Origin of the sequence: Lentzea albidocapillata, assembly GCF_000719115.1 — a bacterium.
In the GTDB taxonomy this organism is placed as follows: Bacteria; Actinomycetota; Actinomycetes; order Mycobacteriales; family Pseudonocardiaceae; genus Lentzea; species Lentzea albidocapillata.
Genome location: NZ_JOEA01000018.1, coordinates 52,586 through 76,306, shown reverse-complemented (window position 1 = coordinate 76,306; position 23,721 = coordinate 52,586). Strand labels below are relative to the sequence as shown.

At 70.5% G+C, this 23,721-nt stretch carries 25 protein-coding genes and 1 pseudogene; 11 read left to right on the top strand and 15 right to left on the bottom strand.

Features of this window, described 5'->3' with window-relative positions; genetic code table 11:
* The first annotated feature begins 2 nt into the window (after positions 1-2).
* Positions 3-557, top strand: coding sequence for a hemerythrin domain-containing protein (locus IG04_RS0128765; protein WP_030479865.1), 555 nt, complete (start codon positions 3-5; stop codon positions 555-557).
* Positions 558-581: 24 nt separating this feature from the next.
* Here the strand turns inward: IG04_RS0128765 and IG04_RS0128760 are convergent, their stop codons facing one another.
* From IG04_RS0128760 to IG04_RS0128750, 3 genes are all read right to left on the bottom strand, one after another.
* Positions 582-761: a DUF3040 domain-containing protein gene (locus tag IG04_RS0128760; protein WP_030479864.1), complete on the bottom strand. Its 180-nt coding sequence runs from the start codon at positions 759-761 to the stop codon at positions 582-584.
* Between the two features lie 321 nt (positions 762-1,082).
* Positions 1,083-1,478: a tRNA (N6-threonylcarbamoyladenosine(37)-N6)-methyltransferase TrmO gene (gene tsaA / locus IG04_RS0128755; protein WP_030479863.1), complete on the bottom strand. Its 396-nt coding sequence runs from the start codon at positions 1,476-1,478 to the stop codon at positions 1,083-1,085.
* The gene (locus IG04_RS0128750; protein ID WP_030479862.1) at positions 1,478-2,875 is read right to left on the bottom strand and encodes a protein adenylyltransferase SelO; all 1,398 of its coding nucleotides are present in this window, start codon (positions 2,873-2,875) and stop codon (positions 1,478-1,480) included. Before IG04_RS0128750 ends, tsaA begins: the two co-directional genes overlap by 1 nt.
* Positions 2,876-3,164: 289 nt before the next feature.
* On the opposite strand from IG04_RS0128750, the gene IG04_RS0128745 reads away from it, so the two are divergent.
* On the top strand, positions 3,165-3,611 hold the full coding sequence (locus IG04_RS0128745) for a hypothetical protein (protein ID WP_030479861.1): 447 nt from the start codon (positions 3,165-3,167) through the stop codon (positions 3,609-3,611).
* A gap of 24 nt (positions 3,612-3,635) precedes the next feature.
* Here IG04_RS0128745 and IG04_RS0128740 read toward each other — a convergent pair whose 3' ends face one another.
* Both IG04_RS0128740 and IG04_RS0128735 read right to left on the bottom strand, forming a co-directional pair.
* Positions 3,636-4,019: an HNH endonuclease gene (locus IG04_RS0128740; protein ID WP_030479860.1), complete on the bottom strand. Its 384-nt coding sequence runs from the start codon at positions 4,017-4,019 to the stop codon at positions 3,636-3,638.
* Entirely contained in the window at positions 4,003-4,932 is a 930-nt protein-coding gene (locus IG04_RS0128735; protein WP_030479859.1) for a LysR family transcriptional regulator, read from the bottom strand. Before IG04_RS0128735 ends, IG04_RS0128740 begins: the two co-directional genes overlap by 17 nt.
* A 109-nt stretch (positions 4,933-5,041) precedes the next feature.
* Between IG04_RS0128735 and IG04_RS0128730 the strand changes: the two genes are divergently transcribed.
* The 5 genes from IG04_RS0128730 to IG04_RS0128710 all read left to right on the top strand — a co-directional run bounded on the left by IG04_RS0128730 (position 5,042) and on the right by IG04_RS0128710 (position 9,397).
* Positions 5,042-6,025 carry a TDT family transporter gene (locus IG04_RS0128730; protein WP_245815973.1) on the top strand — a complete coding sequence of 328 codons (984 nt, stop codon included), beginning with the start codon at positions 5,042-5,044 and terminating at the stop codon, positions 6,023-6,025.
* Between the two features lie 12 nt (positions 6,026-6,037).
* Complete coding sequence (locus IG04_RS0128725) at positions 6,038-7,393, top strand: hypothetical protein (protein WP_030479857.1); 1,356 nt, start codon at positions 6,038-6,040, stop codon at positions 7,391-7,393.
* A 152-nt stretch (positions 7,394-7,545) separates the two neighbouring features.
* The gene (locus IG04_RS0128720) at positions 7,546-8,607 is read left to right on the top strand and encodes an MFS transporter (protein ID WP_245815974.1); all 1,062 of its coding nucleotides are present in this window, start codon (positions 7,546-7,548) and stop codon (positions 8,605-8,607) included.
* Positions 8,604-9,023 (top strand): Dabb family protein, encoded by a 420-nt coding sequence (locus IG04_RS0128715; RefSeq protein WP_030479855.1) that lies wholly within the window; start codon positions 8,604-8,606, stop codon positions 9,021-9,023. Before IG04_RS0128720 ends, IG04_RS0128715 begins: the two co-directional genes overlap by 4 nt.
* A complete protein-coding gene (locus IG04_RS0128710; protein WP_030479854.1) occupies positions 9,023-9,397 on the top strand; it encodes an ester cyclase in 375 nt (124 codons plus the stop codon). Before IG04_RS0128715 ends, IG04_RS0128710 begins: the two co-directional genes overlap by 1 nt.
* On the opposite strand, the gene IG04_RS0128705 is transcribed toward IG04_RS0128710, so the two are convergent.
* A complete protein-coding gene (locus IG04_RS0128705; protein WP_030479853.1) occupies positions 9,384-12,008 on the bottom strand; it encodes a helix-turn-helix transcriptional regulator in 2,625 nt (874 codons plus the stop codon). The genes IG04_RS0128710 and IG04_RS0128705 overlap by 14 nt on opposite strands.
* A gap of 71 nt (positions 12,009-12,079) precedes the next feature.
* Between IG04_RS0128705 and IG04_RS0128700 the strand changes: the two genes are divergently transcribed.
* Together IG04_RS0128700 and IG04_RS0128695 are read left to right on the top strand one after the other, a co-directional pair.
* Complete coding sequence (locus IG04_RS0128700) at positions 12,080-12,385, top strand: protein-arginine deiminase family protein (RefSeq protein WP_030479852.1); 306 nt, start codon at positions 12,080-12,082, stop codon at positions 12,383-12,385.
* 105 nt (positions 12,386-12,490) lie between these two features.
* On the top strand, positions 12,491-12,928 hold the full coding sequence (locus IG04_RS0128695; RefSeq protein WP_051770872.1) for a DUF6292 family protein: 438 nt from the start codon (positions 12,491-12,493) through the stop codon (positions 12,926-12,928).
* A 5-nt stretch (positions 12,929-12,933) separates the two neighbouring features.
* On the opposite strand, the gene IG04_RS47295 is transcribed toward IG04_RS0128695, so the two are convergent.
* The 4 genes from IG04_RS47295 to IG04_RS0128675 all read right to left on the bottom strand — a co-directional run bounded on the left by IG04_RS47295 (position 12,934) and on the right by IG04_RS0128675 (position 17,190).
* Complete coding sequence (locus IG04_RS47295) at positions 12,934-13,092, bottom strand: hypothetical protein (RefSeq protein WP_169746015.1); 159 nt, start codon at positions 13,090-13,092, stop codon at positions 12,934-12,936.
* Entirely contained in the window at positions 13,089-13,406 is a 318-nt protein-coding gene (locus IG04_RS0128685; RefSeq protein ID WP_030479850.1) for a hypothetical protein, read from the bottom strand. Before IG04_RS0128685 ends, IG04_RS47295 begins: the two co-directional genes overlap by 4 nt.
* Positions 13,407-13,487: 81 nt before the next feature.
* Entirely contained in the window at positions 13,488-15,293 is a 1,806-nt protein-coding gene (locus tag IG04_RS0128680) for a ricin-type beta-trefoil lectin domain protein (RefSeq protein WP_030479849.1), read from the bottom strand.
* A gap of 40 nt (positions 15,294-15,333) precedes the next feature.
* Complete coding sequence (locus tag IG04_RS0128675; RefSeq protein ID WP_030479848.1) at positions 15,334-17,190, bottom strand: discoidin domain-containing protein; 1,857 nt, start codon at positions 17,188-17,190, stop codon at positions 15,334-15,336.
* A gap of 99 nt (positions 17,191-17,289) precedes the next feature.
* Here IG04_RS0128675 and IG04_RS0128670 point away from each other — a divergent pair, with 99 nt between their 5' ends.
* Positions 17,290-18,294, top strand: coding sequence for a LacI family DNA-binding transcriptional regulator (locus tag IG04_RS0128670; RefSeq protein WP_211257833.1), 1,005 nt, complete (start codon positions 17,290-17,292; stop codon positions 18,292-18,294).
* On the opposite strand, the gene IG04_RS0128665 is transcribed toward IG04_RS0128670, so the two are convergent.
* The 4 genes and pseudogenes from IG04_RS0128665 to IG04_RS42970 form a co-directional block, all read right to left on the bottom strand.
* Positions 18,291-18,743 (bottom strand): hypothetical protein, encoded by a 453-nt coding sequence (locus IG04_RS0128665; protein WP_030479846.1) that lies wholly within the window; start codon positions 18,741-18,743, stop codon positions 18,291-18,293. The genes IG04_RS0128670 and IG04_RS0128665 overlap by 4 nt on opposite strands.
* A gap of 21 nt (positions 18,744-18,764) precedes the next feature.
* On the bottom strand, positions 18,765-19,220 hold the full coding sequence (locus tag IG04_RS0128660) for a hypothetical protein (protein ID WP_030479845.1): 456 nt from the start codon (positions 19,218-19,220) through the stop codon (positions 18,765-18,767).
* Between the two features lie 32 nt (positions 19,221-19,252).
* Complete coding sequence (locus IG04_RS0128655; protein WP_030479844.1) at positions 19,253-19,738, bottom strand: universal stress protein; 486 nt, start codon at positions 19,736-19,738, stop codon at positions 19,253-19,255.
* A gap of 176 nt (positions 19,739-19,914) precedes the next feature.
* Positions 19,915-21,437: pseudogene (locus IG04_RS42970) on the bottom strand (MDR family MFS transporter).
* Positions 21,438-21,539: 102 nt separating this feature from the next.
* Between IG04_RS42970 and IG04_RS0128645 the strand changes: the two are divergent.
* Entirely contained in the window at positions 21,540-22,121 is a 582-nt protein-coding gene (locus IG04_RS0128645) for a TetR/AcrR family transcriptional regulator (RefSeq protein WP_030479843.1), read from the top strand.
* On the opposite strand, the gene IG04_RS0128640 is transcribed toward IG04_RS0128645, so the two are convergent.
* Positions 22,118-23,713, bottom strand: a complete 1,596-nt coding sequence (locus IG04_RS0128640; protein ID WP_030479842.1) for a PucR family transcriptional regulator — start codon at positions 23,711-23,713, stop codon at positions 22,118-22,120. The two genes, IG04_RS0128645 and IG04_RS0128640, sit on opposite strands and share 4 nt — an antisense overlap.
* Positions 23,714-23,721: the final 8 nt, after the last annotated feature.

Here is a 23,721-nt window from a genome sequence, read left to right as displayed (position 1 = left end):
CCATGCAGTACGACGTCGTCGACCTGATCATGCAGGACCATCGCGAGGTGGAGCGCCTGTTCGACGAGCTGAAGAACCACCCGGAGAAACGGCCGCTGCTCACCCCGGTGCTCTGCGGCCTGCTCGTCGCCCACAGCCGCGCCGAGGAGGGCGAGGTCTACCCGGCGGCCAAGGCCGCGGGCGGGGACGACGAGGTCGAGCACAGCCAGGAGGAGCACGCCGAGGCAGAGCGGTTGCTCGCGAAGCTCCTCGACACCGAATACGACTCGCCACAGTACGAGAAGGCGCTGCAGGACGTCGTCGACTCCATCACCCACCACGTGGAGGAAGAGGAGAAGACGGTCCTGCCGGGCATGCGCAAGCGGCTCAGCGCGGAACGCCGCTACGCGCTCGGCGAGGCGTTCGCGCGCAGCCGCGCCGACCACCTCGGCGACATGCCGGGCCAGGCCACGCGGGAGGAACTGCTCCTGCAGGCCAAGAACCTCGGGCTGGACGGCGTTTCGAGCATGTCCAAGGAGCAGCTGCGCAAGGAGCTGCAGAAGGCGGCTTCCTCCTGAGCGTGCGCCCGCCGAACGCGACCGTCAGCCGGCCGATCCCGGTCGCTTCCTGAACGCCAGCGCGGCCAGCACGGCGACCGCGCGCTGACGCAGGTTCCTCTGCGAGTGGGGGCCTTCGCTCAGCGCGCGGGCCAGGTCCGGGTCGGAGACCCGGAAGCGGTCCTCGATGTCGATGAGCCGCTGGTGTTCCTCTCGACTGAGCATGGCGTGCTCCAGAGTGGGGTCCGGCAGTGGCAAGGTGCCTGTACCCGGCTTTTGGCGGTTCAAACTTCTAAAGCGGCCTCGGTTCCGGCGGCAGCGGATCCGGGTCCGGCCCTGGCGGGCGCAGGGGATCGGGGTCCGGTCCGGGCGGCTGGGGCTGGTCGGGTCCGGTGGGGCGGGGCTGGTCCGGGCCCGGCGTGGTCGGCACGGGCTCCGCTGGCGGCACTGGTTGGCTCATGGCCAAGGGGTACCCGCCGGTCAAACCCCTCCACCGGGACGGTCTCGACACCCGTGCGGCGAGTCGCCGTTCCGCGACGACCTGGGTCAGCGTTCCGGGCCCAGGACCGGCTTGACGTCGATGATCGGCGTGCCGTCGATGGCCTCCAGGTGCGCCACCCGCACCCCGAGGCCGTCCACCGCCGTGATCCGGACGTGGTGCAGCCCGATGGGGTTCGGCCGGTCCGGCGACCGCGTGGAGAACACGCCGGCCTCCGGGCGGTCCGGGTCGCTGCGGGGATGCACGGCCAGCACCGACCTGTCGGCGCGGTCGAGCCAGGTGAGGACCAGGACCTCCTGGCCCGCTTCCAGTTCCCGCATCGCCCGTGCGTACTCGGGCGCGAACACGAGCAAGGCCTCCGGCGCTCCCTCGTCCGCCTGCTTGGGCGCGGCGGAGCGGTCGGTGAGGGGCGATTCGACGTGGCCGATCGGCTGCAGCTTCATCAAGTCCCGCAGTAGGTCCGGTAGGTGGCACTGAAGTCCTGCGGCGCAGGAGCCGCGAAGTATTCCAGGCCGGGCCGTTCGCCGAACGGGGAGGTAACCGCTTTCAGCAATCGGTCGAACGGGCCCATGTCCCCGTCCGCCCCGGCCGCCAGCGCCTCCTCCACGAGGTGGTTGCGCGGCACGTAGACGGGGTTGACCCGGTCCATCGCCGCGCCGTCCGGTCCGAGCTCCCGCCAGCGCGCGAGCCACGCGTCGATGGCCGCGAGGTCCAGGAACAGGGAGCGGGCCGGCTCCGCGTCACCGCGGGCCGCCTTGCCGAGCAGGTGGAAGAAGGACGTGAAGTCGACGTGGTTCTCGTGCATCAGCGCGAGCAGGTCCTTGAGCAGGGGCTTGACGTCACCGGACACGCCGAGCTTCGCCCGCATGCCGCCGGTCCAGGCCTCCTCGAAGTGCGCGTCGAACGTCCGCAGCGTCGCGAGGGCCAGCGAGACGGCCTCGTCCTCGTCGTCGGCGAACAGCGGCAGGAGGGCTTCGGCGAGGCGGGCGAGGTTCCACTCGGCGATGATCGGCTGGTTGCCGAACGCGTAGCGGCCGCGGTGGTCGATGGAGCTGTACTTCGTCGTCGGGTCGTAGGCCTCCATGAACGCGCATGGGCCGTAGTCGATGGTCTCGCCGGAGATCGTCATGTTGTCGGTGTTCATCACGCCGTGGATGAAGCCGACGAGCATCCACCGTGCGACGAGGGACGCCTGGGCGGCGACCACGTGTGAGAAGAGCTCCAGGTGGGTGCTGCCGGGATGGTGGCGGGCGATCGCGTGGTCGGCGAGGCGGCGCAACAGGTCCAGGTCGCCGGTGTTGCGGGCGTACTGGAAGCTGCCTACGCGCAGGTGCGAGGCGGCGACCCTGGCGAGGACGGCGCCCGCCAGCGGTTCCTCGCGCTGCACGACGTGGCCGGTGGAGACGACGGCCAGCGCACGGGTCGTGGGGATGCCCAGGGCATGCATGGCCTCGCTGACGACGTACTCCCGCAGCATCGGGCCGACCGCGGCCAGCCCGTCGCCGCCGCGGGCGAACGGGGTGCGGCCGGAGCCCTTCAGGTGGAGGTCGCGCAGCCGGCTCTCGGTGTCGGTCAGTTCGCCGAGAAGAAGCGCGCGGCCATCGCCGAGCCTGGGTGAGTAGCCGCCGAACTGGTGACCGGCATAAGCCTGCGCGACGCCCTTGCCGCTCACGAGGAAGGACAGACCTTCAGTGCGCAGCCAGGCGGAATCGAGGCCGAGTTCCTTCGCGAGTGGCTCGTTGAGTGCCAGGAGTTCCGGTTCGGAGACGGTGACGGCCTCCCAGGAGACCGCCATCTCCGGCACCGTGTCCGCGAAGTCGCTGCTCAGGCTGATGTTCACGCCTCCAACGGTACCGGGTGAGCTGCGCGGTGACTGTGATTGCGCTCTCACCTGGAACCGGACTGAACCGTCCACTCAGGAATGAAAGAACATTGTGCCGCAAGCACTTTCAGTGTGGATCAGCGAACTCCGGCCAGAACACCGGCGGCCGTGCCCCGGCCACCGCACAAGTCGTTCTTCCCGGACGGCGTGAAGTCCTGCCTCCGCGCATGACCCTGATCGGGTGAACGCAGGGCCGCCAGAGCATCCCCGGCTCTGGCCGCCCTGTCGTCTCGCTACGCTGCTCGGCATGCGCTACTCCGCCATTGCGCTGGCTTTCCTCCTGTTCGGGTGCAGCGCCGGGACCTCGTCCCTGCCCACGATCACCCCGGCTGTGACCTCGGCCACCGGCTCTCCGCTGCCGGACCTGCAGCCCCGGCTCGACGCGATCGGCGTCCTGCTCACGGACTGCGCCGCTCGCCTGCGCGGCGAACCCGTCGCCCCGGCCGACAACTGCAGCCACGTCATGCCGGACGTGACGGGGGTGATCGACGAGGTCGAGAAGCAGGCCGCCAAGCTGCCACCCACGGGCCAGGCCGCGATCAGCGAGGTGCGTCGCCAGCTCAGCGAGATCGTGCCGTGCGAGCCGTGGTTCGCGGCCGGCGGCATGAGCGAGGACGGGCAGCTCAACGCCCGCTGCAAGAAGGCGTGGGACGCGCTCTACAAGGGCTACAACGCCGTTCGCAACTCGGCCTGAGCTGTACGGCGGGGTCCAGCACCGTCACGCCTCTGGACTGCCGCCGGCGTCTGGTGGGGTGGCGAAGCGGGCGGTCAGCTCGTTCGAGATCTCGTAGTGGCGCACCAGGAACGTGCGCTCGTCGAGCCTCTTGCGCCGCAGCCAGCCCGTCACCTCGGCGTTGCACTTGCTGGCGTTGCACGACCCGCACGCGGGCACGACGTTGCCGAGCGTGTAACGGCCGCCGCGCGAGATGGCCTGCACGCAGTCCTTCTGCAGCGAACCGGCCGGAGCCGTGCAGTAGGCGCAACCGCCCCACGACGTCTTGAGGGCGTCCCACTGCGCGTCGGTGAGGTCGTGGACGACGCGAGCCATGCGCTTCTTGCGCTTGCGCGCGGCGCGAACCTGTTTGCTACCGCCGGTCGGCACGGTGGGTGAGAGTACGCGTCGCGATGGTCAGCAGGTCGGAGGCGGGGCCCCGGGGTGTCCGGCCGGACGGCCAGACCGCCCTCAGGTCGCGGTGCAGGTCCACCTCGCCGACCTCGACGCGGACGAGCGTGCGGGCGGCGATGTCGGTGGCCACGGTGTGGAGGCTGAGCACGGCCGGGCCGATGCCGCCGATCGCGGCCGCCTTGATCGCCGTGGTCGACGACATCTCCAGCAACGGCGCCGCGGACTCGTTGATGCCCGCGAGCCCCAGCGCGTGCTCCCAGGCCTGCCGCGTGCCCGAACCGGACTCCCTGCTGACCATCGGCGTCGCGGCGGCCTTCGCGGCGGCGACCCGGCGGCGCCTGGCCCAGGGATGGGCGGGTGCGACGACGAGGACGAGCTCGTCCGTGGCGACGACGCGGCTCGCCAGGCCCGCCGGCACGTCGGTGCTCTCGACGAACCCCAGGTCGGCCTTCCCGGCCAGCACCTGCTCGGCGACGTGCACCGAGTTGCCTGCCGACAGCACGGTCGCGGTGTCCGGGCTGACGGATCGCAGCGCGATCAGCCACGCGGGCAGCAGGTACTCGGCCACGGTGAGGCTCGCGGCGATCCTGAGGTGGCTCTGCCGGTCCGCGCGCAGGCTGGTGATGCCGGCGTCGAGGTCCGCCGCGCGGACGATGACCTGCGCCGCCCAGCCGGCCACGAGCTGTCCCGCCGTGGTGAGCCGCGCGCCGCGCGAGGTGCGTTCCAGCAACGTCACGCCGACGCGGGCCTCGAGGGTCCTGAGCCGCTCGCTGGCGCTGGGCTGCGACATGCCGTGCGCCTTGGCCGCCCGGCCGATGCTGCCCAGCTCGGCGACGCTCAGCAGGAGGTCGAAGCTGGTCAGGTCGGAGACCCTGGGCGGGAGAGGCATAGGGGAAGCCTATGTCCACATCGGCGATTGGTGTCTACCGAGGCAGGCCCGGCGCGACGATTGTCATGTCGTGACCGCTCTCGCACCTCGACCACACCGTGCCCCAGAGGTGCGACGAGCGGCGCCTTTCGGCCCGAACCTCTTCGCGTCCGTGATGGGGACGGGGATCGTCGCCACGGCCGGTGCCGCGATGCCCGGTCTGCACACCGCCGCCACGTACGTGTGGGCGCTGGACGCAGCGCTGCTGGCCTTCCTCGTGGCCGCCGCCCTGCGGCGCTGGACGTGGACGACGGTGCGCGCCCAGCTCGCCGACCCCGTGATGGCCCAGTTCTGGGGCGCGCCGCCGATGGCGTTGATGACAGTCGGCACCGGAGCGTTGCTGCTCGGGAAGGACTGGATCGGGCTGCCCGCGGCACTCGCCGTCGACTGGACACTGTGGACGATCGGCACGGTGCTCGGGCTGGCGACGTCGGTGCTGGTGCCGTTGCGGATGATCGGCAGCGGCGAACGCGCGTTCGCCGGGTGGCTGATGCCCGTGGTGCCGCCGATGGTGTCCGCCGCCTCCGGCGCCCTGCTGGCGCAGCACCTGCCGGAAGGGTCGTCGCGGCAGGCCATGGTGCTCGGCTGCTACGCGTTGTTCGGCGTCAGCCTGTTCGCGACGATGGTGATCGTGCCGCAGATCTGGCAGCGGCTGGTGCAGCACGGCCTGGGCGCGGCCTCGACCGTGCCGACGCTGTGGATCGTGCTCGGGCCGCTGGGCCAGTCGATCACCGCGGCGAACCTGCTCTCGGGCGTGCACGTGGTGCCGGGCCAGACCGCGTTCGGAGTGTTGTACGGCACGATCACGTGGGGCTTTGCCCTGCTGTGGGTCGCGCTCGCGGCGGCCGTCACCGTGCGGACCGCGCGGCGCGGGCTGCCGTTCGCGTTGACGTGGTGGAGTTTCGTGTTCCCGCTCGGCACGCTGGTGACCGGGACGAGCGCACTCGCGGCCCAGGTACCGTCGGCGATGTTCTCCGGAGTGGCCGTGGTGTTGTACGGCGCGCTGGTGGTCGCGTGGGCCACCGTGGCCGTTCGCACGGTGTTCCAGCGGTAGAGTATCCCGGATATGGGGGACTACTGCGCCAGCGAAGAAGATCCGGACGCCCGGTACGTCGTTGTTCACGTTGAAGGACAACGGCTTCCGCTCGCCGTCGTGCGGCTGACCGGTGAGGTCGAGGAAGCCTTCACGCACGACCTGCGCTGGGAGCCGTCGGATCTGCTGAGCCGCGTTCCGTCCGAACCGGACTGGCAGGCCCGTGACGCGAACGTCGGCCACGCCAACGGGTTCCTGGTCGAGATGGTCAAGACGATCCGCGCGCGGACGTACGAGTCGGAGCTGACCGACTACAACTACTACGCGTCGTTCAAGCAGGCCCTCGGCGTGCTCGACCTGACCACTGTGGACCGGTTGATCCGCCGGCCGGAGGGCGAGGTCGAGGAGGAGTACGCCGGGCACGAGACGTGGGAGCCCAGCGACAAGCTCCACCGCATCGACTTCGGCCACGACGTGCACGAGGAGTACATCGCGCTGAGCCTCACCGAGGCGGCGTACGTCAAACGGCTGGTCGACGCGCAGTGGGACCGCGGCTGCTCCCACCACGTCGTCCTCGTGGACGGCCTGCCGGTCGCCGCGGTCACCAAGGTGGTGGACAACCCGGACGGTGAGCTCGGCGAGCTCGCCTTCACCGGTGAGCCGGAGCCACAGCCGTCGAGGCTGCTCGCCCAGGCCACCCGCGAACCGCGCATGACCGCCGTGCAGACGTCCATGGCGAGCATCGTCGAGACGATGGCGCGCCTCACCATGCGCTGGCGGACGAGGGCGCGGGCGGAGGAGACGGCCGGGTACGCGGTCTTCCACCGGCTGACCGACGTGCTCGACCTCGACTCGGCCTACGACGTCGTGCCGAAGCTCAAGCCCCGGCACGAGTTCTCCCTGCCGCTCAACAGCTCCGAACGTGACGACCTCGCCGCGCGCCTGCGCGTCCGCAACGCCCGCCGGGCCGCCCGGCCGATCAGCGGTCACCTCTACTTCGCCATGTTCTGGCGGCTGCGCGGGGTCATGAACCTCGACAACGCGTACTCGCTCGTCCGGGTCCCCGCAGATGGCTCCGAGCAGTGGGAGATGTACCTGCGCGACGGCCGGTGGCTGCGCACGAGCAAGCCGCGGAAGCTGATCACCCTGCCGCTCACCAGGACCGGCCTCGACCGCGTCACGCGCAGGATCGCCTCGGCGGAGTCCCGCTTCTTCGAGATCCGCGGCGAGCAGGGCCGCGTCGCGTTGCTGCGCCTCACCGGCAGCGCCGAGGAGACCTCACAGGGCTCCGGCTGGGTGCCGTCCGAGCTGCTGGGGCGGTGGCAGGACGAACCGGAGTGGGTGATCTCCGCAGTGAAACCCGTCGGCACCGGGCAGCTGACCCGCTGAGCGTCCGGCACTCCTACGTACCTCCGCGATCTACGTAACGACTACCGACGCGAACCACCCACCCCCGGCGCCAACCTGGGGGTGTGACAACACGAACCGCACCAACGCGAACGGCCCGGGCGGTGGTCCTGGCCTCCGCCACTCTCACGATCATGGCCGCGGCGATCATCGCGCCGAGCCTGCCCGCGATGGGCGAGGTGTACGGCGAGGGGGTCCTGGTCCGCCTGGCCCTGACCATCACCTCGCTGGCCATCGCGGTCAGCGCGCCGCTGGCGGGCCTCGCAGCCGACCGCGCGGGGCGTAAACCGCTGCTCACGGCCAGCCTCGTCCTCTACGCCGTGGCGGGCACGGCCGGTTACTTCGTCACCAGCCTGCCGGTCCTCCTGGCCACCAGAACCCTGCTGGGCCTGGCGGTCGGCGGCATCATGACCGCGGTCAGCGCACTGATCACCGACTGGTTCGAGGGCGCGGAACGAGGCAGGTTCCTGGGCTTCCAGCAGGCCGCGGCGAGCCTGGGCGGAGTCGTGTTCCTGCCGCTGGCAGGCGTTATGGCGGGAGTCGACTGGAGGCTGCCGTTCTGGCTCTACAGCGTGGCGGCACTGATCGCACTGGCCGCGGCGACCGGCCTCACCGCCGAACGACGCACCGGCCGGCACACCGCCGGACCTGAGGCGTTCCCGAGGAAGGCCGCCGGGATCTACCTGCTGGCCCTGATCGCGACCCTGGTCTTCTACATGGCGCCGACGCAGCTGCCGTTCCTGCTGCGCGACCTGAACGCCGGCCCCGCCACGATCGGCTTCGTCATCGCGGGCAGCACCCTGACCAGCGTCGCCGGCGCCCTGGTCTTCCCGAAACTCACCACGACGAAGATCACCGCCATCAGCGTCGCCTTGCTGGGTGCCGGCTGGCTCGTGATCGGTGCCGCCGACGGGGTCGTGCTGGTCGCCGCGGGCCTGCTGATCGGCGGGTTCGGAGTGGGGCTGGTGGTTCCCAACCTCAACGTGAGCCTCGCCGACATGGCCGAACCGGCACAACGCGGCCGTGTCCTGAGTGGACTGGTCGCGGGCATCTTCCTCGGCCAGTTCCTGTCACCGCTCGTCATCGCACCCCTCGTCCACGCGACGGGCATCGCCGCCGCGTTCGGCTGGACCGGGGTCGTCACCACCATCGCAGGGGCGGTTCTCGCCCTGGGACACAAGGAGAAGAAACGATGATCTACCACGGCAACCGCCTCACGCTGCGCAAGGACGCCTCGCCCGAGCAGGTCGAGGAGGCGCTGGAGAGCCTGCGCAACCAGGGGCGCGTCATCCCGTCCGTCAAGTCCTTTGTGGTCGGTCGTGATTTCGGTGGCGAGTACGAGTGGGGCGCCACGTTCGTCATCGAGGACCTCGACGGGTACTGGGAGTACCTGATCCATCCTGCGCACCGCAACACCGACCGGGTCGGCTTGCCGCTCGTGGACAAATTCGCCTCGTTCGACATCACCGACGACGAGGACCCCGAGATGGGCGCGAAGATCGCCGCCCTGCACCAGAAGCGGTACGACAGCGACCCCGAGCTCACGCAGCTCGTGTCCGACCTCGGCGAGTACACGGGCAGCGCTGCCCCCGGCCAGCACGGAGACAGGTGATGAGCGACCTCACGCAGGCCTGGATCGACTTCTGGAACGGCGACCTCGCCCAGGCAGAAGGCATCGTCCACGAGGATTTCGTCTGGCACGTCGCCCCGCTGACCGGCGGGCCCTCGCAGGACCACACCGGACGCGATGGACTCGTCGAGTGGGTGCGCGGCTCCCACCAGAACATGCCAGGACTGAAGTTCACCGTCGAGGTGGGGCCGATCTCGCAGGAGCCGTTCCACGTGCTGCGCTGGTTCGCCGAAGCCGGCGCGGTCTCGTTCCACGGCACGGACATCCTCCGCGTCGACAACGGCAGGATCGCCGAGTACTGGCTCAACGCGGACGGCCTCTGGGCGGCTCAGCAGCTCGGGATCATGCCGAGCTGAAGACGTCCTTGAGCTGACGGCGCGAGTTGATGCCCACCTTGCGGAAGATGTTGCGCAGGTGGGCATCGACCGTGCGCGGGCTCAGGAACAGCCGCGCGGCGACCTCCTTCGACGTGGCCCCGGTCGCCACCAGCCGCGCGATGTGCGTCTCCTGCATGGTCAGCTCGTCGGTGGCCTGGGCGGAACGGCTCCGCGCGACCTCGCCGGTGGCCTGCAGCTCCAGCGCCGCACGGGCAGCGAAGGCCTCCATCCCGATCGACGACAACAGGTCGTGCGCGGTGCGCAGTTGCGTGCGGGCGTCGACCCGGCGGCCGGCGCGGCGCAACCACTCGCCGTACACCAGGTGGGCGCGCGCGAGATGAGGCCGGGCCGTGCTCGACCCCAGTTGCCGCAACGCGGTCACGAACGACTCTTCCTCGCCCGTGACGAGAGCGTGCGCGTAAGCCGCGACACCGGCGGCCCACGTGGTCTCGCAGGGCGAGGTGCGGGAAACCAGGTCCTCCAACGCCTCCGCGGCCACAGCGGACTCGCCGCACCGCACCGCCGCCTCGATCAGCTCGGGCAACGCCATCCCGGCGAGGTAGAGGTCGCCCGGCGCGACCGCCTCGCGAGCAGCGGCCAGAGCCACCGGGTAGTCGCCGAGACCGTTGTGCAGTACGGCGGACGCCCAGTGCGTGTTCGCGATCAGGCACCCTGCCTGTCGAGAAGCCTCCCGCAACGAGTGCTCGGTCTCGGCCAGCACCTCCTGCTCCTGCCCGCGGAACGCCGCCAGGTGCAGTCGCGAGTAGCGAAGTGGCGGCATCCCCAGGGCATCGGCGATCGCCTCTTCCTCCGCGATGGCGGACACGGCCTTGCCGAACTCGCCGGTGATCACCGCCCCGACCGCCAGCTGGGCGAGCCCGAGCCGCAGCACGAACGGCGATCCCGCCTGCTGCCCGGTCTTCATCAGCCAGCCGGTCACCGACGAATGCACCTCGGTGTCCCACAGCTCACCCGCCAGCATCGTCGCCAGCGCGGGATGCGGCGTCCACACCTGGTCGTCGCCGGAGAAAACCCGCCGCAGCAACGGAACGGCGGCCTCATGCCCCTCGTCCGCGAGAAGCACCAACGCCTCCAACGCATCCGAGCCACGATCGAGCCCGCGAGCCTCCTGCACCACGGCGTCCAGCACGCCACTGGGCCGCCCGAACGCGAGCGCGATCTCCAACGCGTCCAGCACACCGTGACGAGCGGCGGCACCGGTCATCCGCCGAGCCGCGCTCAGCACGAACGACGGCCCGTCGTTCGTTTTGTTGCGCACGAAGGCGATCCGCCCACGCAGCAGGTCCGCTCGCGAGTCATCGGCGGGGAAGGTCGTGAGCAGCTCGGCCGCCACGTCCACCGCGCCCGCGTCGAGCTTGGCCTGGGCCGCGGCCAATGTGCGCTCGGCCCGCAGTCCGGCGGAGAGCGACAACGCCGCCGCGCGCTCCAGGAACGCCGCCGCGGCAGCCACTCCACCGCGCGAGCGGGCACGGTCGGCGGACCGCTCCAGCTCCGCCGCCAGCGAGTCGTCCGGCCCGGTGCCGGCCTGCGCGCGATGCCAGACCCGCCGGTCGGGATCGGTGAGCGGATCGGTGGCGGAGGCCAGCGCGAGGTGCACCGCCTGCCGTTGCGCGGGGGAAGCCGCCAGGTACACGGCCGAGCGCGCGAGCGGATGGCAGAACCGCACCCGCGCCGAGATGCTGACCAGCCCGGACGCCTCGGCCTCCACCCAGGCGGACGCCACGTCGATGCCGAGTTCGGCCGCCGCGGCCCACAACAGCTGCGGCTCACCGGTCGGCTCGGCTCCGGCCACGGTCAGCAGCAACCGCGCGTCAGCCGGCAGACGCCCGGCCCGTTCCTGGAAGCTGCACTCGATCCGGTTCGGCACCGACGCCACGTCCGGCAGTGCGAACCCGCCCGCCTTGGGCAGCTCCAGCAGCGCCAACGGGTTCCCGCGCGCTTCGGCGAGCAGCCGTTCGCGCACCTTGTCGTCCACCACCGCGACCGCACCGGACGTCAGCAACGCGCGGGCCTCGGCGTCGTCCAAGCCCCGCAGTTCCAGGCCGGGCAACTCGTCCAGCCGCGACCTCGCCCACGGCCGGCGCGCGGCGAACACCAGCACCACCGGTTCGGAGGCCAGCCGCCGCCCGAGGAACGCGAAGACCTGCGCGGAGGCTTCGTCCAGCCAGTGCGCGTCGTCCAGCAGGCACAGCAACGGACCTCCGCCGCCGAGCAGTTCCAGCGTGGCCATACCGATGCGCAGCACGTCCGGCTTCCCGCTCGCCAGCCCGAACGCGACCTCCAGCGCCTCCCGGTGCTGCCCGGACAGCGAGTCCATCAACGGAACGCACAGCTGATGCAGGGCCGCGAACGGCAGTTCGGTCTCGAACTCCGATCCGGACGCCTCCAGCACCCGGAACCCGGCCGCCGACTCCCGCACGTGGCCGAGCAGCGCGCTCTTGCCCATGCCCGCCTCGCCACGCAGGACCAGTGCGCCCCCGCGCCCGTCCCGGGCAGCCGTGAGCATCCCGTCGAGACAACGGATCTCGTCGTCCCGTCCGAGGAGCGATGCCGATGTGAGCGCGTCCATGACGTGCACGTTATGCGAGAGCCGAGGACGCGGCCGGGCTCACCGCGTCCGGCCAGGTCACCCCTGCGCAGGTGGAGGACCTGCGCGACCGGATGCGGACGGGCCGGGCACCGGCCACGGTGTTCGTCGCGCACACGGCGGGCATTCCCAACGGCATCTCACTGGGCGGCGGCGTCTTCGGCGCACCCGACCCGCACGGGCCGCGGGTCGCCGGGGTCGACCTGTTCAAGCACCGGACCGAACAGGCCCTGCGGAGCACGCCCGTCACGGTGACGTGGGTCGAGGACTGGGACTTCCTGCACAAGGGCGCCGGCGAGGTGCACTGCGGGACGAACGCGTTCCGCGAGCCGACGCGGGCCGACTGGTGGCGAGCCTGAACCGGCACCTCACCGTACGAACGTTCTGAGAAGCCGTTTGTCCGGAACCCCGCGCGGGTATCCGACCTGCGCAGAACAGGGGTGTACGGCTGACGGAGGCACGGCATGGATCGCGACATGACGATCGACTTCGGCTTCGACTTTCCCTTCGACATCGACTTCGACGATTCAGTGGCGCGCGATGTCCAGCGTTACGTCCGTGAGGTCGTCTCCAAGCTCGGGTTACGCGGCGACAGCTCGTGCGTCGAGTTGACGCCGCACGTCAGTGCGTACGTGGCGCTGGACGGGCGCCTGCCCGACTTCCCCGATCACTATGTGGCGCTGGTGTGGAACGAGCAGAACGGCTGGGCGATGGCGGTCGAGGACGAGCTGGGAGAACTGGTGGAGGCGGCGCGGCTCGGTGGTGAGCCGCGCCCGTCGCCCGCCGCGGTGGCTCGCTGGGTGGACCGTGTGCTGCGCCAGGACCAGGTGCGGGAGCAGGCCAACCGCGACTTCGCCTCCTTCGTGCCGGTTCCGCGGGCCGTCGTACGGGCTCGCGCTTGAAGGCGTTACATGCCGCCCTCGTCGTGGGGCTCTGACTCGTCGCGTCCCCGGTGCGGGCCGCCGGGGTTCTCGTCGGCGTAGGTCGGCCTGGTGTGCTCGCCACCGATGTCGGCGTCCTCGAGTTCGCTCTCCGCCGTCACGCGGTCGGGCTCCGGCGTGCTCATCGCCATTCCTCCTGCCAGTCGTGGTCGGTGTCGTAGGCGGCGGCGAGCAGCCGCAGGAGCGCCTCGTCGTCGCTGCGTTCGACCTCGGTCCGGAGCTGGGTGAGCTTCTCTGGGAACGGCACGGGGTTCCGTTCCTCCGCCGCCTGGATCGGACCGGGCAGCAGGAGCAGGCCGGCGCCGTCGTCGGAGCGCGTGATGCGCAGCCTGCCCCGGCCCTCGGCCTCGTCGAGCAGCGGCAACTCGCCCCGTGCCAGGCGCTGCTCGTCCTCGGTCAGCCGATCGAGGACGAAGCGCCGGAGTTTCTCGTTGTCCATGCCTCGCGGTTACCCGTGCCACCCGGCCCCAAGCGCCGGAACGGGAAAGGCCGGTGCTGCGGACACCGGCCTTCCGCTCGCCTACGCGGGCACGGTCCACCGCTGGTTGGCCCCACCCGTGCAGGACCAGATCTGCAGCTTCGCGCCGTCGGCCGTGTTGTTGCCGATCACGTCCAGGCACTTGCCGCTGCCGGCGTTCACCAGGGTGCCGCCGGAGGCCGTCCACCTCTGGTTGGGACCGCCGAAGCAGTCCCACAGCTGGACCGCCGCACCGTCCGCCGTTCCGTTGCCGGTCACGTCGAGGCACTTGCCGAGGCCGCGCACCGTGCCGTCCGCCTGCAGGGTCCACGTCTGGTTCGGGCCGCCGAAGCAGGTCCACAGCTGCGGCAGGGTGCCGTTCGCGGTCGAGCCGTCGGTGACGTCGAGGCACTTGCCGCCCAGGCCCGTGATGGCGCCGGTGCGGCCGCCGGGGTCGAGCGTGCCAGGCCAGGTGAACGTCGCCATCGCGCCGGCAGGCATGGTGTAGCCGAACGTCTGGCCGCCGTTGGAGACGCGGAAGTTCTGCTGGCCGCCCGAGTTCAGCGCGACGAGCACGATCTGACCGTTCGGGTTGCGGAAGGCGACGTTCTGGATGCCACCCTCGCCGTAGCCGGTCGAGTCGATGCGGACGGCACCGGGCTGCACGAACTTCGACAGGTGGCCGAGGACGTAGTACTCGGCGTTGTACGTGACATTGCCACCGCTGGTCGTGACGACGCCCGTGCAGTTGGTGCAGCTGCCGATCACCGGGCCGTTGTTCTGGTCCAGCGCCATGTTCCAGATCGCGACGCTGCGCGCGTGGTTGCGCGTGGCGCCGATCGCCAGGTTGATGCCCTGCCAGCGCAATGTGTCGCGGAACGTCGCCGCGTCGTTGGCCGACTTCGTGCCGGAGCACTCGGTGAAGAAGATGTCCTTGCCGGGCTGGTTGTTCTTCACGACGGACTGGCCACTCGGGTTGCCGCCGTAGCAGTGCCACGCGGAGCCGATCACGTTGCCGCCCGCGCCGTTGTTGACGGTCTGCGCGTAGTCGACGTTGTCCCAGTTGTGGTCGTAGCCCAGCAGGCGGGCCTGCTCGCCGGCGGCCCGCAGCTTCGGCACCAGGGTGTTGATGACGTTGACCTGCTGCTGCGGCGACATGTACATGCCGGGGTAGCCCGGCGGTTCGAAGAGCGGCTCGTTCTGCACGCTCAGGTAGTCGATCGGAATGCCCGCGGCCTTGTAGGCCTGGGCGAACTTGACCAGGTAGTCGGCGTAGACCCCGATGCGGCTGTCATTGAGCGAGCCCCGGATGAGGTTGTTGTTGTTCTTCATCCACGCCGGGGCGCTCCACGGCGTCGCCATCACGGCGAGCTGCGGGTTGAGCTGCTTGGCCTGTTGCAACAGCGGCAGGATGTACGGCCTGTCGTGGTCGATCGAGAACCGCGAGAGCGACGGGTCCGCCGCGCCGTCGTTGTAGGTGTAGAAGCTCCTGGAGAAGTCGGTCGCGCCGATCGGCTGGCGGATGAAGCTCATGCCGATGCCGTTGTTCTTGTCGAACAGGTTGTTCATGATCTCGTTGCGGCGCGGCGAGTTGAAGATGTTCCACGCCGCCGCGTCCGTGAACGACGCACCGAAGCCCACCATGGACTGGTGGGTGGAGTTCGGGTTCACGGTGATCGTCGGCCCGGTGCCACCCGAGCCGAACGTCACGTCCGCCTGTTTGGTCAGTGCGTTCGACTTGTCACCGGTGGTCAGCCACACGCTCGCGTTGGTCGCCGCGGTGGCGGCGGGGGAGACGAGCGTGCTTCCCGCCGTCACCACGACGGCTGCGATCGCGATGCCACGCCAACGTTCTGTCGCCTTTGACATAAGCGCTCCTTGCAGGGGTTTGGGCGCCCGACAGCAGTTTTCAGTTGTACAAACGGAAATCGGCGATGCTCCACCAGTTGCTCGCGGCACCGGTGGACGTGATGCGGACGTACCGCGCGCTCGTGCGGCGGACGTCGATGTTCGTCAGCTGGCCCACGCCCGCACCGGACGCGATCGATCGCCAGGCCGTGCCGTCGTTGCTGACCGAGAGCTCCCAGTCGCGGGCGTAGTCACCGAGGTTGCCGCCGGAGTCCACGGCCACGCGGCGGAAGTCCTTGCGCCGCCCCAGATCGACCTGCAGGAACTGACCGGGAGCCTGGGCAGCGCCGCTGGACCAGCGGGTCGACGCGTCGTCGTCGATCGCGAGCGCGCCGTCGGGAGAGGCGGTGGCACCCTTCAGCGACACGGCGTCGAGCTTGCCGCGGAGCCGGCTCGTCCAGGTGAACGTCGCCAGCGCGCCACCGGGCAGGGTATACTCGAACGTGCGGTCGCCGACGTTGACCGCGAACGAACGCGGGTCGTCGTGCTGGTTGTGCACCACCAGGGCCGTGGAACCGTCCGGGTTGCGGAACGCGGCATCCATGATCTGGCCGTTCCAGCCGGTGGTGCCGAACGACGTGCTGGCGATGCGGCGCGCGCCGGGCTGCACGAACTTCGAGAGGTGGCCGATCGTGTAGTACTCGGCGTCGGTGACGACCGACCCGTCCGGCTGCACGGTGACGAGGCCGGTGCACGTGCCGCAGCCGCCGTTGTGCGGGCCGCCGGTGCTGTCCAGCGCGATGTTCCAGTTGACCGCGCTGCGGGCCCAGTTGCGGGTGGTGCCGAGGACGACGTTGCGGGCGTGCCAGCGCAGGGTGTCGCTGAAGACCTTGGCGGGCGGGTCGGTGGCGCCCTTGGAACCCGAGCACTCGGTGAACCAGATCCCCTTGTCCGGGAAGGCGTCGCGCAACGCGGTCTGCGCGCTCGGGTCGCCGTAGTAGCAGTGGTACGCGGTGCCGGCGAGCCACTTCGCGGCCCTGCTGTTCAGGATCTGGTACGGGTAGTCGGCTTCCGCCGTGCCGTCGTTGGGATGCGTGGCCCAGTTGTGGTCGTAGCCCAGGATCTTGGTGCGCGGGCTGGCGAGTTTGAGCTTCGGGCCGAGCGCCTCGATCACCTCGATCTGCGCCGCGACGGGCATGTCCGTGCCGGGGTAGGCGTCGGGCGTGCGGTTCTGCGGTTCGTTCTGCACGGACAGGAAGTCGACCGGCACGCCGGCCTTCGCGTACGCCTGCACGAACTTCACGAGGTAACGCGCGTAGGCGTCGTAGACCTTCGGGTCGTCCTTGAGCTTGCCGCCGACCAGCGAGTCGTTGTCCTTCATCCACGCCGGCGGGCTCCACGGCGTGGCCATCACCTTCAGCCGCGGGTTGAGGCGTTTCGCCTCACGCAGCAACGGAAGGATCTTCGCCTCGTCGTGCCGGATGCTGAAGTGCCTCAGCGGGAAGTCGGTCTGCCCGGCCGGCACGTCGTCGTAGGTGTAGTGCTCTTTCGCCGCCGTGAAGTCGGACGAGCCGACTGGCTGGCGCAGGAAGCTGACACCGATGCCGTGCACGGGGTCGAAGAGCTTGCGCATGGTCTCGGCGCGGACGGCCGGGGCGAGACCCGCGAGCAGCGCGGCGGACGAGTCCGTGATGGACGCGCCGAAGCCGTCGACCTCCTGGTAGCGGCGGCCGGGGTCGACCACGATCGTCGGATGCGCCGACTCGCCGGTGCCGAAGGTGACGCGCGGCCGTTCGTGCATCAGCTCCGCACGATCAGGCGTGGTCACCCACACCCGCACCTGAGGCGCGCTGGACGCTTCGGCGGTCGGCACGGCGGCCAGACCGATCACCAGGGCGACGATCGTGGTTCGTCTCATGTAACACCCATTCATCACTGTGAAACATCAGCTTCCAGGATGAAACACCCGAGCGTGGCGAGGGTCAATGGTCTGGAGGATTTCCGGTACATTGACCTGGTGGAACGCAAGATCGAACACGTGAAACAGCGCGCGAGTCTCCGTGACATCGCGGCGGAGACGGGCGTGTCGATCGCGACCGTGTCCCGCGTGCTGAACGATCACGTCAGCGTGGCGCCGCGGACCCGTGACCTGGTGCTCCAGGCCATCGAACGGCGCCGGCAGGAGACACCCACGAGGCTCAGGACCGTCTACGTCCGGTGCCCGTACGTGCTCACCGACTACTTCGGCCTGATCGTCTCCTCGATCGCCGAGACGCTGAAGCTGCACGGCCTGCGCCTGCTGCTCGACGCGGGGGAGTCGGGCCAGCACAGCGACGCGCTCAAGGCGTTGCCGCGCGAGGCCGGCCTCGACGCCGCGATCCTCATCCTGCCGCCGGAGGAGGGGGACGAACTGGTCGCCCTGTCCGAGTCGGGCTTCCCGTTCGTCGTGGTCGACCCTCGCACCCCGCCACCGCCGGACATCGCCGCGATCTCGGCCGCGCACTCGTCCGGGGCGCGGGCCGTCGCGGACCACCTGATCGGCCTCGGCCACCGCGACATCGCCGTGATAGCCGGGCCGGAGGAGTGGCTGGCCGGCGACGCGCGCCTGGCGGGCCACCGTGCGGCGCTGGCCAAGGCGGGCGTTCTGCTGACACCGGACCGGCTACGGCACGTCGAACCCACTGTCGCGCATGGCAAGCGCGCCGCGGCGGAGTTGCTCGACCTGGAACCCCGCCCCACCGCCATCGTCTGCTTCAACGACAAGGTCGCCGTCGGCACGTTGCAGGCCGCACGGGAACGAGGGCTGCGCGTGCCGGAAGACCTGTCCGTGGCCGGGTTCGACGACATCGACCTGGCCGAGGCGACCAACCCAGGCCTCACGACGGTGCGGCAACCGTTGCAGGAGATGGGAAGGATCGCCGTCACGCAGCTGATGCGCGTGCTGGACGGGCATCAGCCGGAGGCGTTGCACATAGAGCTGGCGACGACGTTGGTGGTGAGGGACTCCACCGCCGCCGTTTAGTGCAGCACGCCCCACGTGCGGGCGTCGGGGGCGACCAGCACGGGGATCTGCGAGCCCGGCCGTCCGCCGGTGCGGGTGCAGTTCGGGTGGTCGCACCGGTGACTCGCCTTGAGGTGGAGCGCGTCCGACCGGATCGACAGTGCGAGCTCGTAGCCACCGCCGTCGCACGCCTTGCCGCCGAGGACGGTGCTCATCACCGGCTTCCCGGTGTTGAACAACGTGAGAGCGGTTCTCGCTGGTTCGGGCCTGGTGGTCCACGCCATCGCGCAGAAGATCACGAGCAGCACCAGGAGCAGTTCCCCCACGAGGACCACCCACCACGCCTGGCCGGAGAAGGGGAGCAGGACACAGGCCGGCACCGCCCACAGGATCGTGCCGTGGGTGAGCACCTGCCGGACCTGAGCCGAACGCCGGTTCGCCAGGTCGACTTCGTACGGGCCTCGGGTCACCGGCCGATCGTAGATCGACGATCAGTGAAAGACGGCCCAGGTGCGCACCTCGGGGTCGACCAGCATGGGAATCTTCTCTCCGGGCCGACGCGAGGAGCACTCGGCGCGGGAGCACCGGTGTGTGACCGAGAACCCGCCTTGAGGCAACGGAATCCACAGCGTGAGGTCGTAGTAGACGTCGTCGCCGGCGTCGTACAGGCTCTTGTCCGTGAGCTCGCCGAGTACCTGCGTCCCGGCCGCCGCCAACGCGGCGGTCTCCTTCGCGGAGTCGCCGGCCGTACCCCAGATCGCCAGCATGATGAGCACGACGAACAGCATGCCGAGCTCCCACAACAGGATCGCCCACCACGGTTGGCCGGAGAAGGCGAGCACGATCATGCACGCGACCACACCGGCGATCGACAATCCGGCGAGCACGCGCTGCACCGTCGCCGAACCGCGGCTTGTCAGGCTCACTTCGGCAGGGTTCGCGGTCACCAGCCGATCTTAGGCTCGTCCGGAGTATGAGGTCAGGGCACTACGAGAACCGGCCAGTGCCCCGACCTGATCAGCCGCGTCGCCACCGACCCGGCGAACCGGTGCCCCGCCTGCTGCGACGCCCCGACGACCACCATGTCGGCCTGGCACTGGTCCGCCGAGTCGCGCAGCACCGTGTACGGGTCGCCGAACGCCTTCACGAACGTCACCGGCACGTCGAGCTCCTCGGCGAACGACCGGACCTGGTCGCTCAGTTCGGCGTGCAGCCGGGCCGTCGTCTCGTGCTCGAACACCGAGGCAGCGGCCGGGCTCAGTGCGGCCAGGGAGGAGTGGCACGCCACGAACGTGACGACCAGGTGGGCTTCCTGGCGGCGGGCCAGGCCGAACGCGGCGGCTGCCGCGCGCATCGCGGTGTCGGTGCCGTCCATCCCGGCCATGATGGTTCTCGACGACGGCCGGGGAGCGGGACCGAAGCAGTCCACTGTGGACTCGAAGGCGTTGTTCAGGCCGGCGCTCATGGTTGCTCCTCGGCTGGTGCCGCGACCGGCAGCCTTTGCCCCGTATTCGGCGGTCAGATGGGTGTTTCGTGGTGCCGGCCCCACGTCCTCATCCTGGTTGGATTCGGGCGTGGGGCCGGTGCCGCGAGGCGCCCTGCTGAGCGTCGAAGACGCGGCGAAGGTTGCCGGTCGCGGCACTAGCGTGCGACCGCTGAGTCTGCTTCCTTCTTCTCGAGATCTATCGTCGTGCGCAACGTGATCGGCTTGAGCAGCAGGGCCGCGATGATGCCGACGACGCCGACCGCGGCGGAGATCAGGAAGATGTGCGCCGTCGCGTCGCCGTAGACGGTGTGCACGATCGTCTGCACCTCGGGCGGCAGGGCGGCGAGGTTCAGCGCGCTGGTGCTGCCGGTCGACTGGCCCGCCGGCACGTGCAGCGCGGTGGAGAGGTCCGCCGTCACGCGGTTGGCGAGGACGGCGCCGAGCACGGACACGCCGATCGTGCCGCCCAGTGAGCGGAAGAACGTGACGGACGCGCTCGCGGCGCCCAGTTCGCTCAGCGGCACGCTGTTCTGCACGGCCAGTACGAGGTTCTGCATCGTCATGCCGACGCCGATGCCCACGACGGCCATCGCGACACCGATGATCCACAGCGCGTGGCGTGGTCGACGAAGCCGAGGCCGAGGAAGCCGAGCACCAGGGTGATCGTGCCCGAGACGATGTACGGCTTGATCCTGCCGGACCGGCTGATCATGCGGCCGGAGATCGTGGACGACACCAGCACGCCCGCCATCAGCGGGATGGTCAGCAGGCCGGCCTCGGTCGGGCTGTAGCCGCGGCCGATCTGGAAGTACTGGCCGAGGAACACCGCGCCGCCGAACATCGCCATGCCCACCGAGAGGCTCGCGATGATGGCCAGGGCGGGCGTGCGCTGGACGACGATGTGCAGTGGCACGACGGGTTGCTCGACCCGGAGTTCGACGGCGATCGCCGCGCCCAGCAGCACGAGGCCGCCGCCGGCCATGGCCCCGGTCTGCCACGAGATCCAGTCGAACGAGTTGCCGACGAACGAGACCCAGATCAGCAGCACGCTCACGCCGGCGGCGATCAGGGCGGCGCCCAGGTAGTCGATCTTCACGTTCTCCCGGCGCACGGTCTCCAGCTTCAGTGTCGCCTGCAGCACGACGAACGCCAGCGCGGCGATCGGCACGGCGACCCAGAAGCACCAGCGCCAGCCGAGCCACGACACGTCGACGATGAGGCCGCCGAGCAGCGGGCCGCCGACGGTGGCGACGGCCATGACCGCGCCGAGGTAGCCGTTGTAGCGGCCGCGTTCGCGCGGCGGGATGATCGCGGCGATCACGACCTGCACCAGTGCCTGCAGGCCGCCGACGCCGATGCCCTGGAACGCGCGGGCGGCGATGAGCTGACCGGTGTCCTGGGCGAGGCCGGCGAGCAGCGAGCCGATCACGAAGATCACGATCGCGGCCTGGACCAGCGTCTTCTTGTTGAACAGGTCGGCGAGCCTGCCCCAGAGCGGGGTGGTGGCCGTCGCCGTGAGCAGGGTGGCCGTGACCACCCAGGTGTACTGCGTCTGCGTGCCGTTCAGTGAGCCGATGATCCGCGGCAGCGCGGTGGACACCACCGTGGAGCTGACCATGGCCACGAACAGCGCGAGCAACAGTCCGGACAGCGACTCAAGCACCTGCCGGTGCGCCATCGCCTTCGTCTCGATCTTCACGTCCCGCCCCTTCGTCGCCGCAATTCTTGCGCGTTGTGCAAGGTTGCGCAATGAGCAACTTACGCCGGTACGCTGAACGGCATGGAGACGCTCACCACGCGGCGCGAGCACAACAAGGCGGTGACCAGGCGGTCGCTGGCCGGAGCGGCGCTGCGGCTCGCGATGGAGCACGGGCTGGACGGGGTGACGGTCGAGGACATCGCGGACGCGGCCGGGGTCTCCCGCAGGACGTTCTCCAACTACTTCACCAGCAAGGAAGACGCGGTGCTGGACGCCGACCGCGAGCGGCTCAGGACGCTGGTCGCCATGGTCGAGGCGCGTCCGGCCGACGAAGGCGCCTGGCAGGCGCTGCGCGCGTCCACGGCCGAGCTCTACCGCGTCCGGCCCCTGCCCGACGTGGAGTGGATGGCCCAGCTCCGGCTGCTGCGCCGGCACCCGTCGCTGCTCGCACGCCAGGCCGGCGACCAGGTCGGGCTCGAACGCGACCTGGCCGCCGTTCTCGTCCTGCGCGAACCGGACGAGGAGGCCGCCCGGCTGATGGCGGCGACGTTCCTGACCACGATCCGCACCGGCATCGCGCTGTGGCTGGAGGGCGCCGGGGCGCAGGAGCTGCCCGACCTCGTGGACCGGCTGCTCGGGCGGGTGCGGGTTCAGGGCACCTAGGCGCCACCCGGCCGCCACAGCCGGAGCTGCAGCATCGCCGCGAACCGCGCGTCCGGGTCGCTGAGATCGATCTCCCCGACCTCCGAGAGCCGCCGCAACCGGTAGCGGAAGGTGTTGGGATGCACGAAAACGGCGGCGGACGCGGCAGCGACGTCACCGAAGGCGTCGAGCCACGCGCCGAGCGTCTCCACCAGGCACGCGCTGTGCTTGCGGTCGTACGCGATCAACCGCGCGACGGGACCGGTCAGCGTGTCACCGCGTTCGGCGATCAGGTCCGACAGCTCCAGCAGTAACCCCTCACTGTGCACATCGGACACCCGCGCCACCGAGCAGGACGCGCGCCCGGCCCGCAACACCCGCAGCACCAGGTCGGCACCGGCCCGCGACCGCGACAAACTCAGGCCGTCGGACACCTCGCCGACGCCCACCAGCACGGGGTTGCCGATGCGGTTGCGGAAGTCGGTGGCGATCCGCAGGGCCCGGTCGTCCGACTCCGCGGGCAGGATCGCGTAGGCGACGTCGCCGATCAACGCGGCGGCGGCGCGGGGGTGCACGGCCGTCAGGTGCATGGCGAGCGCGTCGGCGACCTGCTGGCGTTCGGCCAGCAACCGGGCGTGCGCGGCCGGGTCGTCGCCGTGCGAGTGGGCGAGCGCCAGCGCCAGCACCACGCACGCCTGATCGGCCAGGCCCAGTCGCCGCACCGCCTCCGCCGCGCCCGCGCCTCCCTCGACCGCGGTCGAGACGAGGTCCGCGCGCAGCCGCCGTTCGACGTCGGCGCCCGCCCGCTGACGCATCATGTGCAACGCCACGAGTTTGGCCGCGTCGCCGAAGGTGGTGGAACTGTCCGGGGACAGCGGCGCGCGGACGGCGGCCCAGATCGAGCCGAGGAACTCGTCGCCCGCGCGCACCGCCACGGCGAGGCGGGGCAGGCACAGCGAACCGTCGTCGGCGGGCAGACCCTCGATGTAGACGGGCTGGTCGCTGCGGTAGAGCTGCTGGAACACCCCGCGCGCCTCCAGCATCTGCGTGTAGCGCGCGGGCACCTTCCTGCCCAGGATCGTCTCGACGCGCGACGAGTCGGCCTCGTCCTGGCGCCCCGAGAACGCGAGCACGCGCGAGCTGCGGTCCTCGATCGTCACCGGGGCGCTGATCAGCGACGCCACCGCGTTGGCCAGCGCGAACAGGTCCCCGGCGGGCAGGCCGCCGAGAGTTTCGGACGGGTCGACCTCGCCCTCCGCCAGCAGGGACCGCAGCATCGCGGCGAGCTGGGTCCACGACGCGCCCGGCGCCAGGCCGAGCAACGCCACGCCGGAGCCGTCGACGGCCTCGGAGAGTTCCGCGGTGAGGACGATCGGGCCGCGCACGACCAGCGCGGCCGCCCCCTCCTCGCCCAGCAGGGCCAGGAGGGGCGCGGGTTCGCGCACGCCGACGCCCAGCACCAGCGCGGACGGCGGCAGCACCTGGTCGTCGTCCGGGTCGTGGATCACCACGCCGCCGATGTCGGTGGCACGGCCCGGATCACCACGCACGAGGTCGATCAGCGTGGCGCCCAGGTCGTCCAGCACGCGGGTGAGGCCTGTTCGCGAGCTCATGCCACCAC

Bases quoted from the DNA above. Each gene is read 5' to 3' on its own strand.
- IG04_RS0128765 (WP_030479865.1), top strand. From the start codon at position 3: ATGCAGTACGACGTCGTCGACCTGATCATGCAGGACCATCGCGAGGTG.
- IG04_RS0128760 (WP_030479864.1), bottom strand. From the start codon at position 761: ATGCTCAGTCGAGAGGAACACCAGCGGCTCATCGACATCGAGGACCGC.
- tsaA (WP_030479863.1), bottom strand. From the start codon at position 1,478: ATGAAGCTGCAGCCGATCGGCCACGTCGAATCGCCCCTCACCGACCGC.
- IG04_RS0128745 (WP_030479861.1), top strand. From the start codon at position 3,165: ATGCGCTACTCCGCCATTGCGCTGGCTTTCCTCCTGTTCGGGTGCAGC.
- IG04_RS0128735 (WP_030479859.1), bottom strand. From the start codon at position 4,932: ATGCCTCTCCCGCCCAGGGTCTCCGACCTGACCAGCTTCGACCTCCTG.
- IG04_RS0128725 (WP_030479857.1), top strand. From the start codon at position 6,038: ATGGGGGACTACTGCGCCAGCGAAGAAGATCCGGACGCCCGGTACGTC.
- IG04_RS0128720 (WP_245815974.1), top strand. From the start codon at position 7,546: ATGGCCGCGGCGATCATCGCGCCGAGCCTGCCCGCGATGGGCGAGGTG.
- IG04_RS0128715 (WP_030479855.1), top strand. From the start codon at position 8,604: ATGATCTACCACGGCAACCGCCTCACGCTGCGCAAGGACGCCTCGCCC.
- IG04_RS0128710 (WP_030479854.1), top strand. From the start codon at position 9,023: ATGAGCGACCTCACGCAGGCCTGGATCGACTTCTGGAACGGCGACCTC.
- IG04_RS0128705 (WP_030479853.1), bottom strand. From the start codon at position 12,008: ATGGACGCGCTCACATCGGCATCGCTCCTCGGACGGGACGACGAGATC.
- IG04_RS0128695 (WP_051770872.1), top strand. From the start codon at position 12,491: ATGGATCGCGACATGACGATCGACTTCGGCTTCGACTTTCCCTTCGAC.
- IG04_RS47295 (WP_169746015.1), bottom strand. From the start codon at position 13,092: ATGAGCACGCCGGAGCCCGACCGCGTGACGGCGGAGAGCGAACTCGAG.
- IG04_RS0128685 (WP_030479850.1), bottom strand. From the start codon at position 13,406: ATGGACAACGAGAAACTCCGGCGCTTCGTCCTCGATCGGCTGACCGAG.
- IG04_RS0128680 (WP_030479849.1), bottom strand. From the start codon at position 15,293: ATGTCAAAGGCGACAGAACGTTGGCGTGGCATCGCGATCGCAGCCGTC.
- IG04_RS0128675 (WP_030479848.1), bottom strand. From the start codon at position 17,190: ATGAGACGAACCACGATCGTCGCCCTGGTGATCGGTCTGGCCGCCGTG.
- IG04_RS0128655 (WP_030479844.1), bottom strand. From the start codon at position 19,738: ATGAGCGCCGGCCTGAACAACGCCTTCGAGTCCACAGTGGACTGCTTC.
- IG04_RS0128645 (WP_030479843.1), top strand. From the start codon at position 21,540: ATGGAGACGCTCACCACGCGGCGCGAGCACAACAAGGCGGTGACCAGG.
- IG04_RS0128640 (WP_030479842.1), bottom strand. From the start codon at position 23,713: ATGAGCTCGCGAACAGGCCTCACCCGCGTGCTGGACGACCTGGGCGCC.